The sequence below is a fragment of the Rothia sp. HMSC075F09 genome, from assembly GCF_001810515.1.
GTDB lineage: Bacteria > Actinomycetota > Actinomycetes > Actinomycetales > Micrococcaceae > Rothia.
This window is the reverse complement of record NZ_KV801774.1, coordinates 16,083-32,505: the sequence shown is the minus strand read 5'-3', so window position 1 is coordinate 32,505 and position 16,423 is coordinate 16,083. Positions and strand designations below refer to the sequence as shown.

At 60.9% G+C, this 16,423-nt stretch carries 11 protein-coding genes; 6 read left to right on the top strand and 5 right to left on the bottom strand.

The window, feature by feature from the left end:
* Positions 1–36: 36 nt before the first annotated feature.
* Complete coding sequence (locus HMPREF2749_RS01115; RefSeq protein ID WP_141747347.1) at positions 37–3,984, bottom strand: S8 family serine peptidase; 3,948 nt, start codon at positions 3,982–3,984, stop codon at positions 37–39.
* A 404-nt stretch (positions 3,985–4,388) separates the two neighbouring features.
* Here HMPREF2749_RS01115 and HMPREF2749_RS01110 point away from each other — a divergent pair, with 404 nt between their 5' ends.
* From HMPREF2749_RS01110 to HMPREF2749_RS01095, 4 genes are all read left to right on the top strand, one after another.
* A complete protein-coding gene (locus HMPREF2749_RS01110) occupies positions 4,389–5,558 on the top strand; it encodes a hypothetical protein (RefSeq protein ID WP_049350445.1) in 1,170 nt (389 codons plus the stop codon).
* A 282-nt stretch (positions 5,559–5,840) separates the two neighbouring features.
* The gene (locus HMPREF2749_RS01105; protein ID WP_012904287.1) at positions 5,841–6,311 is read left to right on the top strand and encodes a DUF4870 domain-containing protein; all 471 of its coding nucleotides are present in this window, start codon (positions 5,841–5,843) and stop codon (positions 6,309–6,311) included.
* 235 nt (positions 6,312–6,546) lie between these two features.
* Positions 6,547–7,839 carry an adenylosuccinate synthase gene (locus tag HMPREF2749_RS01100; protein ID WP_012904286.1) on the top strand — a complete coding sequence of 431 codons (1,293 nt, stop codon included), beginning with the start codon at positions 6,547–6,549 and terminating at the stop codon, positions 7,837–7,839.
* Positions 7,840–8,008: 169 nt separating this feature from the next.
* A complete protein-coding gene (locus HMPREF2749_RS01095; protein ID WP_012904285.1) occupies positions 8,009–9,034 on the top strand; it encodes a magnesium and cobalt transport protein CorA in 1,026 nt (341 codons plus the stop codon).
* 66 nt (positions 9,035–9,100) lie between these two features.
* On the opposite strand, the gene HMPREF2749_RS01090 is transcribed toward HMPREF2749_RS01095, so the two are convergent.
* From HMPREF2749_RS01090 to HMPREF2749_RS01080, 3 genes are all read right to left on the bottom strand, one after another.
* A complete protein-coding gene (locus tag HMPREF2749_RS01090; RefSeq protein WP_049350446.1) occupies positions 9,101–9,784 on the bottom strand; it encodes a hypothetical protein in 684 nt (227 codons plus the stop codon).
* Positions 9,785–10,056: 272 nt separating this feature from the next.
* Positions 10,057–11,094 (bottom strand): FecCD family ABC transporter permease, encoded by a 1,038-nt coding sequence (locus HMPREF2749_RS01085; RefSeq protein ID WP_083301074.1) that lies wholly within the window; start codon positions 11,092–11,094, stop codon positions 10,057–10,059.
* 25 nt (positions 11,095–11,119) lie between these two features.
* Entirely contained in the window at positions 11,120–12,391 is a 1,272-nt protein-coding gene (locus HMPREF2749_RS01080; protein WP_070593092.1) for a FecCD family ABC transporter permease, read from the bottom strand.
* Positions 12,392–12,514: 123 nt separating this feature from the next.
* Between HMPREF2749_RS01080 and HMPREF2749_RS01075 the strand changes: the two genes are divergently transcribed.
* Both HMPREF2749_RS01075 and HMPREF2749_RS01070 read left to right on the top strand, forming a co-directional pair.
* Positions 12,515–13,534 (top strand): ABC transporter substrate-binding protein, encoded by a 1,020-nt coding sequence (locus HMPREF2749_RS01075; protein WP_070593126.1) that lies wholly within the window; start codon positions 12,515–12,517, stop codon positions 13,532–13,534.
* A 266-nt stretch (positions 13,535–13,800) separates the two neighbouring features.
* Positions 13,801–14,721 carry a YwqG family protein gene (locus HMPREF2749_RS01070; RefSeq protein ID WP_070593089.1) on the top strand — a complete coding sequence of 307 codons (921 nt, stop codon included), beginning with the start codon at positions 13,801–13,803 and terminating at the stop codon, positions 14,719–14,721.
* 93 nt (positions 14,722–14,814) lie between these two features.
* Here the strand turns inward: HMPREF2749_RS01070 and HMPREF2749_RS01065 are convergent, their stop codons facing one another.
* Positions 14,815–16,416: an ATP-binding protein gene (locus HMPREF2749_RS01065; protein WP_070593087.1), complete on the bottom strand. Its 1,602-nt coding sequence runs from the start codon at positions 16,414–16,416 to the stop codon at positions 14,815–14,817.
* Positions 16,417–16,423 lie beyond the last annotated feature (7 nt).

The following is a 16,423-nucleotide window of genomic DNA, read 5'->3' as shown; positions in this document are numbered from 1 at the left end:
GGGGACCCGAACCGTTCGCTACCGTTTAGCTACCGTCTAGCGGCCGGCCTGGTTAGCGACCTTCTCGGTGTAGCGGTAGATGAACGCCGCCATTGCGTCGCGGGCAATGGGGGTCACCGGGCGGTAGGTGCCGTCCGGCCAGCCGGTGCTGATGCCCTTCGAAGCCAGCCACGTGATTTCACGGTAGAACTGGTTATCGGTGGAAACATCGCTGAAGTGGCTGGTCGCGGGCAGGTCCACGTGCGGGGAACCCGCTGCACGGTAGAAGAACGCAGCCATGGCGTCACGGTTCACCGGTGCGGAGGGGCGGAACGTGCCGTCCGAGTAGCCGGTGGTGATGCCCTGAGCCTTCATCCACTCAATCTCCTTGTAGAAGGGGTGCGTGGTGGGCACGTCCTTGAAGCTCGGAGTGGAGGGGGCAGTGAACTGCGGGGAACCCTGCATGCGGTAGAAGAACGCCGCCATTGCGCCACGTTCCACGGACTCCAGCGGGCGGTAGGTGCCGTCCGGGTAGCCGGTGGTGATGCCGCGCTGAGCCAACCAAGAAATCTCGGTGTAGAACTGGTCGCCGTTCTTCACATCGGTGAAGCGGGACGGAGTGATGTACTCGGTCTGCTGCTCCTTGATGTTCAGCACCTCGGCGCGGTTGCCCTTGGCGCCGTTGGTGCCGGAGAGGTCGCCGGTGCCGTTGTGCAGGTGCAGCAACAGCGCCTTGGCGGGGGTACCGGATTCGCCGAGCGCGGGGATTGCGTCAGCGGAGCGGTGCGCCGTCAGGGTGGTGCTGGAGGCATCCGGGTGGAGGCCAGCCACGGCGGAGGAGTCGCCGCTGAACCACAGCTTGGGGCTGAAGGGGCGGTACTTGATCCATCCGGTTTCGCTGACGTTACCCCACTCGTACTGGGTGGTTGCGCTGACTCGGTACTGGATGTCCGGGTTGTTTGCGCTGGTCAGGCCCAGGTCCTTGAGGGGTGCACTCATGATGAGGGTGTTGGTGTCCATCATGTTGGTGTCCACATCACCCCAGGCGCCGTTGAGCGGGTAGTAGCCGAGCTCGACGAGGTTGCCATTCTTGTAGCCGTAGAGGCGAACCAGCGGGTAGTCCAGGCCCTTAGCGCGGTCGGTGACCAGCTTGTAGTCGGCGCGGTTGTTGCCGTCAGTGTCGATTTCTACGGTAAAGGTGTTCTCGTAGGAGACAACATCCCAGTTCGCCCAGGTGGAGATACCGAAGCGCAGGGTGCCGTCATCGGCGTTGCCGCCGGCTGCCTTCAGTGCGGGCGCATCCGAGGAAGCACCGACGTACTGCAGGTTCGCCTTAACGTTGCTGTTCAGCGACAGGGAGGTGGGAGCCACACGGTCCACGCTCGCACCGTACTCGAACGCGCCGAGCAGGGAGCGGTAGCCGCCCTGGTTGACCTCGGTGCCGCGCAGCGAAATCTGGGACTTGGTCCAGCCGGTGTCTGCCTTCTGAGCCTCGTCGCTGGAGGGCTTCTGGGTGAAGGTGACGGTGTCTTCGGCAGCGTGCATGGTGCTCACGGGCTTGGGTGCCACGTGAACGGGCAGACGCAGTGCCTTGGTGCCGTCTTCGGTGAGGACGAGTCGGCCGGATGCGCTCGCAATGTACTGACGGTACTGTGCGGGAACGGTTTCCTTGCCGGTGTAGTAGTCAGTTGCGTTCTGGGTTACGTCCATTGCCGGGTCGCGGGTCTTCTCCAGCTTGGACGGGTCGATGCGCACGGTGACTTCGAACTTCTTAGTTTCACCGGGTGCGAGGGTGACCGCGGAGGGGAAGGAGTATTCCACGCCGGGAATATTAGTGCTTTCAGCGTAGGACAGGGCGTAGGTGTGTGCCACGGAGTCGGTGTTCTCGACCGTCACCTCGCGGGTGAGGGTCTGAACGCCAGCATCCGGTGCGTACTCGAGCACGCCGAAGCTCAGGGACACGGTGCCGCTCTTGTCAGCGTTGTAGACGAGGGACTTCGACTGCACGGCAGCGAGGGTGTCGACTCGTCCGGCGCCCACACGGTCCACCGCGTATGCGGCACCGGATTCGGTGCGCACATCGTGGGTTGCGGTGTTCATGAGGGCGGACTTGACCTGTGCGGGGGTGTAGGTCGGGTGGCTCTGCATGACCAGGGCGGCGGAGCCGGTCACGTAGGGTGCCGCCATGGAGGTGCCGCTGAAGGTCACAGAGTTGTTACCGGTTGCCACCGCCGCGGAGGTGATGTACGAGCCGGGTGCCGCAATGTCGGGCTTGGTGTAGCCGTAGCTGCCGTGGAAGCCGCGGGCACTCATGGGGTTCAGCTGATCCAGCTTGTCGGTGTCCACGCGCAGGGAGGACTTCAGCTCGTTGCCGAGGCGCACGGTCAGGGGCTTACCTGCCGCTTCTGCTGCGGTGATCTGTGCACGCAGGTCCTTAGCGGCGGATGCTGCCAGGCGGAAACCGGGCAGGGTGTCGTTACCGGCAATACCCAGGCCGGGCTCTTCGTCATGGCCTGCAAGCAGTACGCCCTTGGCGCCTGCCGCCTCCAGGTTGTCGAAGCGCACCTTGGAGCCGCAGGCGAGTTCACCGTCATCTTTAGCCCAGTCGATGAGCACCCACTTGCCCTTTACAGCTGCCGCTTCGGTGGCGCTGAGGGCGTTGCAGGCGTAGCGGTTGTTCTCGGAGATTGCGGTGAGTTCACCGGTGAATTCCTTGGTGCCCGCCTGTGCCCAGGGGTAGGAGACGCTGTAGTCGCCGCGTACCTTGCGGGTGGTGCCGGTGGCGGGGTCGGTCAGCTCTGCCGCATCGACGGCGCGGGTGGAGCCGTAGGCGTTCGCTACGGTGATTGCGCTGGCTGCGGTGGCGGGGTGACCGGAGTTGGAGTAGGTGTCGCCGCGCAGGCTGTAGTCGTTGGCGTTACCCGCGGAGATCACGGAGAGCACGCCGGCGCGGGTGAGCGCGTCAACGGCGTAGGCTTCGGGGTCGTCCTGCGGGGAGAATTCGCCGCCGAGGGACATGTTGACCACGTTCACGCGGTCGGAGAAGTCGCCGTCACCGTTGGGGTCAAGAGTGCGGTCGAGCGCCTCGATAACGACGTTGGTGCTACCGCTGCAGCCGAAGACGCGGAAGGCGTAGATTTCAGCGTCGGGGGCGACGCCGGGGCCAATCTTCATGGTCTTGAGCTGCTCTGCGGTGAGCTTGCTGTAGTCGCCGGTGAAGGTGGTGCCATCGGCGTTCACGCCGTAGCCTGCCGCGGTGCCCGCCACGTGGGTGCCGTGGCCGCCGGTGGTGCAGTCGAGCGGGTTGCCGTCGGGAACAGCGGTGTTGCTGCCGTCGTAGGCGTCACCAACGAGGTCGTAGCCGCCAGCAACCTTGGTGCGGTTGATGAGCCCGGAGTCTGCGGAGGGCAGCTCGGTGAGTTTGGATGCCTTCTCGTAGTCTTCGAGCTTGCCGCTACCGCCGAAGTCGGTGTGGGTGTAGTCGATGCCGGAGTCGATGACGGCGATCTTCACGCCCTTGCCGGTGTATCCGCCCGCGCCAGCGGGGTTGGTGGTGCCGGTCCAGGTGGCGAGGGAGCCTGCGTCAATGGCGGCGCCCGCGTTCTGGCGGTACTTGGGCAGGATGGGCGAGATCTTCTCTACGTCGGAGCGGTTGGCGAGTGCCTTGATGGACTCGGCGTCACCGCGCACTGCCACGCCGCGTACTGCGTTGTGGGTGGTGTAGAGGACCTGCGCGCCGGACTGGCTGCTGACCTGCTGTGCCTGGCTCTGCACCTGGGAGGCGATTGCCTGCACCTGCGAGCTGGTGTTGACGGGTGCCTGCACGCCGGCGCGTACGCCTGCGGGCTGGGTCTGTTCAAAGGCGCCCTTACCCTTGAAGCGGACGAAGGCGGTGACGGTGCCGCTGGCGTTCTTCATGCTTTCGCTGAGTACCTGCTTGACGGCGTCGGGGTCTTCCGCGGCGTGGGCGGTGGTGCCCAGGGCTGCGAGGGGGCTCAGCGCCATGCTGAGGGTGAGTAGCCCGCTGCCGATTCGGCGTCGATGCGACCGGCCGCGGGGGTTTGGGGAGGCGGTGTGTTGCACGGTGCTCCTTTGCTTGGCTCCCGGGGTGTTTCTGGGAGGCTGGTGTGTTTTTCTGGTGGGTTCCAGCTGAGCTTGAACACACTAGATGTGAACTAGGATACACCTCAAAATGGCTTGTGAAGCGTTTATTACTCCTAAATGCATCAAAATGTGGACATGTTCGTCAGCACTGTCTTTCATGTGGTTCATTTGCATCCGATTCTGCGGTGCCAGCTCTGTCGGGGGCTTTTTCTCAGCTTTTATCAGGCAGGTTTCAAGGGACTGCCCAGCGCCCGCTGGTACGGTGGTGCCACTAGGAGTATGTCTGGTAAGCGAAGGAGACGACCATGGCAGACCGCCCCACTGAAAAGAAGGAAACTGCAAAGAAGGACGAGGCGTACCAGCCCCTCTGGGACACCGACCAGTCCGTCCCGGAATACATGACGCTACTCATGGGCGAGCAGACGCAGAAAAATGAAGACGCTGAGCTATATGAAGAATCCGACGACGAAGAGCTAGAACACCCCGACCCCGATTATGAATACGTCTACCCGGGTGCCCCCAAGCGCTACGACTCCGCGCGGAAAGACTCAGAAGACGAACCCGAAGACTCTCATGACACCGACAAAATCGACGAGCCGGAAGACACCTCAGAAGATACCTCAGAAGACACCCCGGAAGATACTCACGAATCTCGCAAGGACGACGAGGCGAACCACCCGGTAGCGCTCGCCTCCACTGAACAGGCTCAGCAAGAGCAGGCTCAGGCAACGCACGCCTACGGCGAGTACGTTCGGCTGGAACACCTCGGTCTGCAACCGGGCGCTATTCTGCCGGTCATCCCCGACCCGCTCTTCGGCACCCCCGACTCAAAACTCATCGAAATGCGCCTACTGGACCGCTCCCACGACGAGTCCGCACCCATGCAGGCGTGCGCTGCCCACCTGAACCCGGTCAAGGTTGAGGAGAACCCCATATCGCGGGCAGCAATGATCCAGCCGGTAGGCTACGTTCCCATCAATAATCCGTTTGCTGGCTCCAACATTGAAGAGATCGAGAGTCAGCGCACATTCTGGAAGACCGTGCTTATTGTCCTGCTGATACTGAACCCGTTTGTGCTGGTTCCTCTGGTGAGTATGTTCGATAGTAGTGCTGGCATGTCGATGCTGCTCTTCTTCATCACTATCGGCGTGGGATCGTTGTTTGTGGTGCCGATCCTATGGATTGTGGGTATTGTTCAGGCGGTGAAGCGTAAGAATCAGCTGAGGGAACTCCTCCAGAAAATAGAGACGGCACATGCCGAGTTCTGGTACTACCTCGTGTACAACCGCCTGCCGGACGGCTACACAGGCGTCAATGGCTTCACGAAGGAAGAAGAGGATTCTTTCTCGGTGTACGAGTTTCTGAAAAAGCAAGAACACGCAAAGCTACACGAGGCTGTAGCACCGCGCGAGGCCTCCGCACTACAGAAGTCCGCTGCGCATCCTGCGCTCGCCGATGAAGAGAAACAGGGCTAGCGACCAAACCACACAGCCCCGAACTGTATAACAACCTGCCCCTCCACGTACGTAACACCGCGTGGAGGGGCAGGGGCGTCTTTTTGTGTCATATTCGGGTTTCTTCGTCTGTTGTCCGGCGAGGGTTAATATTCCATTTACTTTGCCTTGATAGGGTGAAACCATCACGAGCGTTGCGACCAAGTAGAGCGAGGCGGGCACCCTCCGAGAACGGCGAGTTAGCCTGCCGCCGCACCTCAACGATTAGCTGTATCCACTCATCGATAGATTAGGAAAAGAACGATGTCCCAGAACCCGAACCCTGAACAGTACAACCAGTACTCCCAGCAGGCACCCTCCTACTCGCAGGCGCCGGGTCAGCAGCCCAACGGTTACGTAGTCTCCTCCAAGGACGACCAGAACATGGCGATGCTCGCGCACCTGGCTTCTGCAATTCTGTCTCTGCTGTCCTTCGCATCCGCAAGTATTCTCGCGCCGCTGGTCATGTGGTTCATCTACAAGGACAAGCCCGGTTACTCCTTCACTAAGGAAGCATCCCGCCGCGCGTTCAACTTCAACTTCTCCCTGTGGGTCATCAGCATGGCTTCCTGGCTGCTGATTATTCTGACCTTCGGCATCCTGGGCATCATCCTGTGGGTCGTCCCGATGGTTGTGGCTATCCTGATGGTTATCTTCCACAGCCTGGCTGCTCTGGCCGCAAACCGCGGTGAGCAGTACACCTACCCGATGACCTTCATCGAGATCATCAAGTAGTCTTCATAAGCTCATGCCGGTAGCGCCCCCGTCCGAATATCGGATGGGGGCGTTGCCGTGCCCGGTGAGGCTCACCGGCACCGGATCTGGCACGCCTACCGCCCCGTCACACGGGACTTAAAGGGACGGGCACGGTATCATTAGAAGAGGTGTGCCTACCCGGATCATGAGGCGGTAGGTCGCCGCCGCGCCGTGAAATCCGGTGCGTATCTTCAAGGCTTTCAAGGAGCACAAAATGTCAGCTGTCGTGATTGTGGGCGCCCAGTGGGGCGATGAGGGTAAGGGTAAGGCAACCGACCTGCTCGGCCCCCGCGTAGACTACGTGGTCAAGCCCAACGGCGGTAACAACGCCGGTCACACCGTGGTGGTGAACGGCCAGAAGTTTGAGCTGAAGCTGCTGCCCGCGGGTATTCTGAGTGATAACGCCGTCCCCGTGATTGGTAACGGCGTGGTTGTTAACCCCGAGGCTCTTTTCGCTGAGATTGACGGCCTTGAGGCCCGCGGTGCTGACACCTCCCGCCTGAAGATTTCCGCTAACGCACACCTGGTCGCACCCTACCACCAGACCATGGACAAGGTGACTGAGCGTTTCCTCGGCAAGCGCGCTATCGGCACCACCGGCCGCGGTATCGGCCCGACCTATATGGATAAGGTTGGCCGCCTCGGCATCCGTGTTCAGGACATCCTGGACGAGTCGATCCTGCGTCAGAAGGTTGAAGGCGCACTGCGCCAGAAGAACGAACTGCTGGTGAAGGTCTACAACCGCCGCCACGTTGAGGTTGACGAGATCGTTGAGTACTTCATGTCTTACGCTGAGCGTCTGAAGCCGATGATTGTGGACACCACCCAGCTGCTGAACAAGGCACTGGACGAGGGTAAGACCCTGCTGATGGAGGGCGGCCAGGCAACCTTCCTGGACGTTGACCACGGCACCTACCCGTTCGTGACCTCCTCCAACCCGACCTCCGGCGGCGCGTGCGTCGGTTCGGGGGTGGGCCCGACCCGCATCTCCCGTGTGATTGGTATTCAGAAGGCGTACACCACTCGCGTGGGTGCTGGCCCCTTCCCGACTGAGCTGTTCGATGAGATGGGCGAGTTCCTGCGCACCACCGGCGGCGAGTTCGGCGTGAACACTGGCCGCCCGCGTCGTTGCGGCTGGTACGACGCCGTGCTGGCGCGTCAGGCTGTGCGCATCAACGGTTTCACCGACCTGTTCATCACCAAGCTGGACGTGCTGACTGGCCTGGATAAGATCCCGGTCTGCGTGGCTTACGACGTTGACGGTGTGCGCCACGACGAGATGCCGATGACTCAGACCGAGTTCCACCACGCTAAGCCGATTTTCGAGTACTACGATGGCTGGACCGAGAACATTTCGGATGCGAAGAGCCTGGATGAGCTGCCCGAAAACGCCCGCAAGTACGTGCTGAAGCTGGAAGAGATTTCTGGCTGCCGTATTTCTGCGATTGGTGTGGGCCCGGACCGCGACCAGACCATCGTGGTCCGCGACCTCATCAACGAAGACTAAGCTAATAAGCTCAATACGTGAAAGCCCCCGGAGGGTGCCTTACAGGTGCCTTCCGGGGGCTTTTCCATGCCAGGTGCACACGCGGTGCACATGACCAGGCGGGGCGTGTGCCGTATGCTGGAAAGAGCGCCCACACACGTGGCGCCAAAGCGTTCAGAGGAGAAAAACGATGTCCTATATCACCGGAGCTATCTACCCGAGCTCGGACCGCCCTCAGCTGGGTGCCACCGAGGAAGAAACCCTCCGCGCCTACGCGGACGAGAACACCGCCGTAGCCCTCGGATACGCCAACCCCGACATCCACGAACTACACGCCCTGCAAAAAACCTTCAACCTGCACGAACTCGCCATCGAAGACGCCGGACGAGGCCACCAGCGCGCCAAACTAGAACGATACGGCGACTCCCTCTTCACCGTCATCCGCCCCGCCATCTACCTCGACAAAGAAGAAGAAGTGCGCCTCAGCGAACTGCACCTCTTCACCGGCCCCCGCTACACCCTCGCACTCGTTCGCGACGAACAGCGCATCAACGACAAGTTCAACCTGCTCTACGCCACCCCCGATGCATCCCCCGCCCGACTGCTGCACCGCATCCTCGACAGCACCGTCGACAGGTACGCCCCCGTGCTCGAGGGACTCGAGAACGACAACGACGAGATTGAAGACATCCTGTTCTCCGCGCACGACCGCCAAGACGCCAACTCCCTGGCGCAGCGCATATACGAGCTACTCAACCAGGTGATTGACTTTCAGCGAGCCTGCCGACCCCTCGAACCGATGATGGGTCGCATCATTGAAGGCCTACGCACCGGCGCGCTCGACCCGTCCCCCTACCCGGGCGCGAGCCGAGGCGAAGTCGAAGACGAGGCCGTGGAACTTGCCCGCCAGTTCCGTAATGTGCTCGACCATGTGGTCCACACGAAGGAACGTTTGGAGGACCTCCGCACCTCCCTCGAAAACGCCCTGCGCGTGCACGACACCCTGCTCGGTCAGCAGCAGAACGACGACACCAAGAAAATCTCCGCCTACGCGGCGCTACTCATGGTGCCCACCATCGTTGGCTCCGTGTACGGCATGAACTTTGAGGTCATGCCCGAGCTCAAGTGGGAGTTCGGCTACCCGGCGGCCCTGCTGCTGATGCTGGTCTCCTGTCTGCTCCTCTACTGGTTCTTCAAGAAGAATAAGTGGCTCTAACAGTCCACAAAACGGCACTGGCTAGGCCTTTAAACGCGTATGCCGCGCAGGGCATACACACATGCCTTACGCGGCGCGGTCGTACTGGGCACGCATTGCGCGGCGGCAATCACGACGCTCACGCTTGAACTTCTTACACACAGCCTCCGAATCGGCAAACATGTAGAAGTCCTCCGGCTCAGCCGACAGACCCAAAGTCGACAGCTCAACCAGCGACAGCATCGCGTAGAACATCTCGCGGCGCAGCTCAAAATTGCAGGCACCCGGAGCGGACTCCACCGCAAACACGCCGCCGGTGCACTCCAGCGCGCGCATCGCCCAGTGCTGAGTCCACAGGTCACCATTGACCGGGCTCACGCCCAGACGAGTCAACGCCAAGCCGGTACCCTGCACACGCTCAAAGCGCAGGCACATCTCCAGGTCCTTCTCCAGGGGGAACACGAACAGCAGAGCGTTCTGTGCCGCCGCACGCAGCTCAGTCAAGTTCGCCTCGTAACCGGAAGCACCCTGAGTCAGGTGACGCATCACGCGGCCCATCGTCGAAGAGGCCGGCGCGGTGCGGAAGCACGAACCGTCAGCTACCAGCTGCTCCAGAACGCCGCGGAGCTCCTCCACGTTGAAACGCTCCATACGGACGATGGTGCCCGCCTGCATCAGCAGGTTGAACTCTGCATCACGGCACAGCTGCTCATCGGCGGTGCAGGAAATCTCTGCGTTTGCGTACTGGCTCTCGTGAGTGGTGTTGTCCATGACCGTTCCTTCCGTAGATGCTGAATCAACCTAGCGGCAACACCGCAGGAGACGGTGTGCCCGGTCGGAAGGATCGTCCCTTCCAACACCTACACTCTATGAGCGACCCCTGACACGATAAGCAGTTTTTAATCTACCCCGGGGTAAAACTGGGAAAATTCTGAAAAATTCTGAAACCACCCGTGAAACCTAGCGAAACCCCGTGAAACAGAGAAAACCGGGTGCCCCCAGTTGGGAACACCCGGTCACTCATACGGAATAAGACGGCGCAACTAGCGCTGACGGTGCAGCAACCACAGCATGTACACGCCACCCAACGCGCCCGTCACCAGACCCACCGGAATCTGGAACGGCGCCAACGCACGAGCCGACACAAAATCAGCCAGCACCAAAATCACCGAACCCAGCAGCGCCGAATGCCACATCGCCATACCCGGAGTGTTCCACAGGCGGCGCGCAATCTGCGGGGCAACCAGCGCCAAGAAACCAATTGGGCCCGCAACAGAAATCGCCACAGCCACCAGGAGCACGGCAGCCGCCACCAGCAGGTTCACGGTCCTCTTCACCGGCAGGCCCAAACCCGCCGCCAAATCGTCGCCGAGCTCCAAGACGCGCAGGCGATGCGTCAGCATCAGCACCAGCGGAATCGCCACCAGCAGCAGCACCGCCTGCACCGACACCTGATTCCACGACAGCGCATTTAGCGAACCGTGTTGCCAGGTCTTCGCCGCCTCCGCCTTCTCCAAATCACCGCGTGTGATTAGGTAATCGTTCACGGAACTGAGCATCGCACTCACCGCAATACCAATCAGCACCATCTTCTGACCCATCGTCGCGCCACCGCGCACACCCGCCAGAAGCATCACCACGGCCGCCGTCGCAAAACCGCCAATAATAGCGCCCATGCCCATACCCACGCCGGTAGAACTCAACGACCCAATCAGCACCACAGACAGGGCACCGGTCGCCGAACCCACCGTGAAACCGATAATATCCGGCGAACCCAGAGCATTACGGGAAACCGACTGAAAAATAGCGCCCGATAAGCCCAAAGCCGCACCCACCACCACGGCGGCAAGCATACGCGGCAGACGCTGATTCAACACCAGCTGACGCTCAATCTCCGTGCCCTCACCCTGAAAAATCAGGCGAAACACCTGATCAGGGCTCATCTGATAACTACCAAACACCAGGGAGGCGACCGCCGCCACCACAAGCACCGCCACCACCAGCAGGGTACGCGGAATAGGGGTGCGGTAACGCCCCGGGATACGCACAGACCCGGCTACAGAACGAGACACAACGCTCACAATAAAACCTCTCAGAAACCGGGACCTACGAACCAAACGCGCCAGATGAACCAGACGAACCACGCGCAACAGGGCGCTGAGCACGATGCGGACCGTGCTCCGACACATGAGCTGGACCCGATTCATCGTGCGCCTGCGCCTTCGCACCCATGCGGCCCTTCTTCGCACCGCGCGCACCCGTACTCAATCGCAGCACCAGAACCATTAGCACCGGGGCACCAATAAAGGCGGTCACAATACCCACCTCAAGCTCACTCGGCATCACCAGAACGCGACCCAAAATATCGGAGGCAAGTACCAACACCGGGCCGTACACCAGCGACAGCGGCAGCACACGCGCAATATCGGAACCCACCAGCAGACGCACCACATGCGGCACGACCAGGCCCACAAAACCAATCGGGCCCGCAACCGCAGTCGCCGCACCACACAGTGCCATGATCGCAATAATCGTCGCGCCACGCACCATTGTCACCGGCACACCCAGGCCGGCTGCCGCATCCTCTCCAAGTGCCAGGGCACGCAGAGGACCAATCAGCATGAACGACAGCACCAAACCCAACGCCACAAAGGGCAGCGCAGACAGCACCTGCTCAAAGGTGCGGTTCTCCAGCGAACCCACCACCCAGAAACGGTGCGAATCAAAAGCCTTCGAATTAAACATCGTGATAATGCCGGTAATCGTGCCCAGGCAGGCATTCACCGCCACACCCGTCAGCACCAGACGCGCCGTCGAATCCAGGTTCGGTTTAGAATCCACCAGGCCCATGACGAACACCAGCGCCGCCGCCAGACCCGAACCGGCCAGCGCCAGCCAGAGCTGAACGAACGGGGACGACACCCCAAAAACGCCCACACCGACCACCACGGAGGCGGCAGCACCCGAGTTCACACCCAGCAGACCCGGCTCAGCCAGCGGGTTACGGCTCAACGCCTGCATGAGCACACCCGACACCGCCAACGCGGCACCCACCAGCAACGCCGCGGCGGTACGCGGGGCACGCTTCGCCCAAATCAGCTTCGACTCGATGGTGTTCGCCTCCGGGTGGAGGAAACCGTCAATGGAGCGGTCCAGGGTGAACAGGCGCGAACCCACCGTAAACGACAGGGCGCAAAGCAGCACTAGCAGAACGCCGCCAATAATGAGCGCAACCGCCAGACGCGAGATAGACTTGCCACCCTGACCGCCAGAGGAGGCGCCAGATACGGCGTCCGAAGAAGCGGAGAGGGCACGAATTTTCGCCAGGGAAGCAGCGCTAACGGCGGGTCCGGAAGAGGGGGAGGTCTGTGGTGTCATAGGCTTTGGAGGTGGTGGGGGAGCGGTGTGCTCCCGTGCGGACGGAGGATGCTTAACGTATCAATAGATAAGTATTAAGTATCGCATATGCATATATGAGGTTATCCTAATAATATGGCAAATATGACGAACAAGATCACCCGCCGCTCCTTCGGCGCACTCGCACTCGGTTCCTTCGGTGCCCTCGCCCTGGCGGCATGCGGCTCCTCCAACACTTCCGGCTCTTCCTCCGCGTCTGCTTCTGCGACCGGTAAGAAGGTGGCACCCTCCGCCCTGCCCTCCGGCATGGGCACCACCACCGTTGACGGCGAATTCCCCCGCACCGTCAAGCACTTCCGCGGTGAAACCACCATCAAATCCGCACCCTCCAAGGTCGTGATTCTCTCCACCGGTCAGCTCGACGGCGTGCTCTCCCTGGGCGTCGTGCCCGTCGGCGCGGCAACCGCAGGCGACGCCGACCTGGTCCCCACCTACCTGAAGACCAAGTTCTCCAATAAGTCCGCAGAGCTCGACAAGATTGCCAAGGTCGGTAAGCGCACCGACCCGGACGTTGAGGCCATCGCAAACCTCAAACCCGACCTGATCCTCATTAACAACACCAACAAGAAGGACGAGCTGTACGAGTCCCTCGCCAAGATCGCGCCGACCGTGGTCACCGAGGGAACCGGCATCAACTGGAAGCAGGACTTCCTGCTGATTGCCGCCGCGCTGGGCACCACCGAGAAGGCTGAGAAGCTCATGGAGGAGTACAACACCAAGGCGAAGTCGGTCGGTCAGAAGGCTGGCAGTGAGAAGACCTTCTCCTTCCTGTACGCTTCCGCTGACCGCACCCGCATCTTCGCGAAGTCCTCGTTCGTGGGCTCCATCTGCGCGGATGCGTCCCTGGCACGTCCCGCAGCTGCGCAGGTTGAGAAGACCTCCATCGACTTGAGCTCCGAGCAGCTTGACCAGGCTGACGGCGACTACCTGTTCTACGGTGTGCAGGGCGGCGACGAGTCCAAGCTGACCGGTGAGGCGCTGTGGAGCACCCTCAAGGCTGTTACCGAGAAGCACGCGCACAGCGTGGATGCTGACATGTTCTTCCTGAACGCTGGCCCGGCTGCCGCGCTTGGTGTTCTGGAGACCATCGAGAAGGCGCTCTAAGCCTTTCTCGTCTCGTGTAGAGATTCGTTTTCGCTGGAAGCCCCGCATCTGTATCTTTCACGTCCTGCGCGTGAGGGTGAGGAGGCGGGGCTTTCTGCACGCTCTGCACCAGCGTTTCTGCCTGCCGGATGCACTCGTGACCGAAACCGGTGCGCGCCTGCCCGAAATAGGGTCTAATGGGGGTAGAAGGCGCCGCGGTACCGTTGCCTCGCGCCTTCACACCGAACCTTTCACACCGATTAATTCACCGACGAAACGAGCACATCATGCCGATGAATAACCCCTCCGAAGAGACCCTGGCGCAGGCACGCCGCGTCATCGACGCGCTCAACGAGCGTGGCGCGCGTAAGCAGGCGATTCGCCTGAAGGTCAGCAGCCCGGACGCGCCGCTGCCGCAGACCGCATCCAAGTTTGGCGGCCGCCCGTACCTGCCCGCGGGCGAGTCTGCGCCGACCAATGAGAAGGGTGAGCCGCTGGGCATGATCGCGCAGATTAACTGTGCCGAGCTGCCCGAAAACGACATTTACCCGGCGACCGGTATGTTGCAGTTCTGGATTAACCCGAACGATGAAGAGTGCTTGTGGGGCTTTGACTACGAGAACCCTCTTTCGCAGAAGAATCACCGCGTTGTCTACTACGAGACGTTGGGTGAGCCGAACCCGGATGCCCCGTTCCCGAACGTGGACTGGGACGAGGGCGGTTGGCCCATCGGTGGGTTCGACTGTGAGAGCGGCCCGCTCGAAATTGAGTACGGCATGACCTTTGAGGTGCGTGAGCAGGGTGTGACTGCCTCCGGCTACGACTACTACGACGTTTTTGGTGCGAAGTGGGATGAAACCTACCCGGATGAGTTGCTGCCCGAAGCGCACGAGAACCCGTATAAGAACCAGCCTCGCCGCGAAGCTCTCTACGAGTTGACGGAGCCTTTCGAATCGGAGGAAGAGTACTCCCACGTGGGCGGATATCCGTACTTCGTGCAGAATGACCCGCGTGACGAGTTCAAGGAGCTGCGCGGCCACACGGTGAACCTGCTGACTATCGTCTCCGAATCGGAGAACGAGGAGAACGAAGACGAGGAGATTGAGATCATGTGGGGTGATGCCGGTGCGGCGAACTGGCTAATTACCCCGGAGGCGCTTGCCGCCCGCGACTTCTCGCAGGTCGTCTTTGAATGGGCCTGCGGCTAAACGTGGTTTTGGCTGAATAGTCGAAGGGGGAGGGAAATAGAGAATAACCGCTCTATTTCCCTCCCCTTTTTGTCTACCTTTTATCGGGCACGTCTAAGCAGCGCGATACTTACGGTTCTTACTACGCGGTGGAGCCGTCGGGATAATCAGCTTCGCCTCCACAAGACGGCGCAGATCATTCGTAATGGAGGTACGTGAAGCGCCCCGCCCCCAATGCTCTTGGATATACGCCGTGGAAACAGCCTCGCCCTGTGCACGCAGGCCGCGCACAATACCAGCCTGGCGTTCGTTAAGGCCGTCAAGCGACGCATCGGCGCCTGCCGGTTCGACGGTGTCGGCTGAATGTTTGCCCGTGGAATGGGTTGCGTGCTGAGTCTTATACTCAGGCGCTGTCTTCTGCTCCATAGAAGACGTACCCTGCGGGGGCTGCATCAGAGTAACCTGCACGTACATCAGACGGTCAGCAAACTGGGGAGCGGGCAGACCCGCCTCCTTCAGCGCGCGCAGAACCGTGGGAATACCGGAAGCCCTATTCTCTGCAATCAAACGCCCCGTACCCGGATCGGGCAGATCAGTCAGAATGCTTGCCAAGTAGCTGTTGCGGGTTGAAGAAACACCGGGCTGACCGAAATCTCGGATAGTCACAGCACCGTAGATACCGCCCGGGCTACGCACCACCAGGCGGTTGGTGTAGAGCTCAACCTGCACCTGCGAGCCGCGCGCACCCGGCGAGTAGTCGCGGTGCATGAGGGCGTTGACCAGGAGCTCGCGGATAGCCTCCAGCGGATACTCGTAGCGCTCAACCCGCCCGATACCGCTGCTGTTGAGGCCCTCCATCGTGGACGTTTTGCGCATATTGCGAACTAAAACGCCCATAGCTTCATCCAACATGGAGGGGATAGGGCCGGTACAGCTGTGATTGTCCAGGAAGCGTCGACCGTCCTCAGTAACCTCACCAAGCTCTTCACCGGGAAGAACAACAACGCTCATCATCAGCTGCGGGAAGAACGCCTGCGGGTATGAGCCCATGGCGAGAAGCGCTCCAAGAGTGGGTACTTCTCGGCCCTCAGAATCGATGCGTAGAATGCGTGCCTGCAGAAGAACCTCACGGTCAGAAAGCGCCGCAAAAACACGAGGCTGCTCCTCGCGCAGGCGAGCGACATAGGCACTCACAAGGGTGGGGGAGAGGTCTTTGAAGCTTGCCTCACTAATCAGCTCCTCGTCATAACGGGGCTGACTGCGGTTCTCTAGGAGACGGTCAATCTCGTACTTGGTGAGGCGAATATCGGCCTCGCCGACGCGCTGGTAGGAGCCGTTATACATGCCGTGTGCTTCGATGTAGTAGGGCTTCTGCGTCGGGTCGCCGGGGAGCACATCGATGCGCACGATACGGTGCTGCTCGTCTGTCGCCTCAATCTGAATATCTACCGGGGGTCGAGGTGTGATCTTGGAACGGATTGCCTCAACGGATGCGTCGTGGACTGCCTGTGCGTTGAAACCTTCAACTGGCTGTAGACCTTCTGCCGGGTCGGTGAGGCCAAGAAGAATGGTGCCACCGTCTCCATTGGCGAAGGCACTAACGGTTTCAAGAACGGACTTGGGGAACCCGCCAGCTGCAGCTTTGACTTCTACTCGCCCGTTTTCAGCCTGGCTACGGCGTAGGTTATCGATGAGTTCGGCGGTGTTTGTTTCCATGTATGCT

Bases quoted from the DNA above. Each gene is read 5' to 3' on its own strand.
- HMPREF2749_RS01115 (WP_141747347.1), bottom strand. From the start codon at position 3,984: ATGGCGCTGAGCCCCCTCGCAGCCCTGGGCACCACCGCCCACGCCGCG.
- HMPREF2749_RS01110 (WP_049350445.1), top strand. From the start codon at position 4,389: ATGGCAGACCGCCCCACTGAAAAGAAGGAAACTGCAAAGAAGGACGAG.
- HMPREF2749_RS01105 (WP_012904287.1), top strand. From the start codon at position 5,841: ATGTCCCAGAACCCGAACCCTGAACAGTACAACCAGTACTCCCAGCAG.
- HMPREF2749_RS01100 (WP_012904286.1), top strand. From the start codon at position 6,547: ATGTCAGCTGTCGTGATTGTGGGCGCCCAGTGGGGCGATGAGGGTAAG.
- HMPREF2749_RS01095 (WP_012904285.1), top strand. From the start codon at position 8,009: ATGTCCTATATCACCGGAGCTATCTACCCGAGCTCGGACCGCCCTCAG.
- HMPREF2749_RS01090 (WP_049350446.1), bottom strand. From the start codon at position 9,784: ATGGACAACACCACTCACGAGAGCCAGTACGCAAACGCAGAGATTTCC.
- HMPREF2749_RS01080 (WP_070593092.1), bottom strand. From the start codon at position 12,391: ATGACACCACAGACCTCCCCCTCTTCCGGACCCGCCGTTAGCGCTGCT.
- HMPREF2749_RS01075 (WP_070593126.1), top strand. From the start codon at position 12,515: ATGACGAACAAGATCACCCGCCGCTCCTTCGGCGCACTCGCACTCGGT.
- HMPREF2749_RS01070 (WP_070593089.1), top strand. From the start codon at position 13,801: ATGCCGATGAATAACCCCTCCGAAGAGACCCTGGCGCAGGCACGCCGC.
- HMPREF2749_RS01065 (WP_070593087.1), bottom strand. From the start codon at position 16,416: ATGGAAACAAACACCGCCGAACTCATCGATAACCTACGCCGTAGCCAG.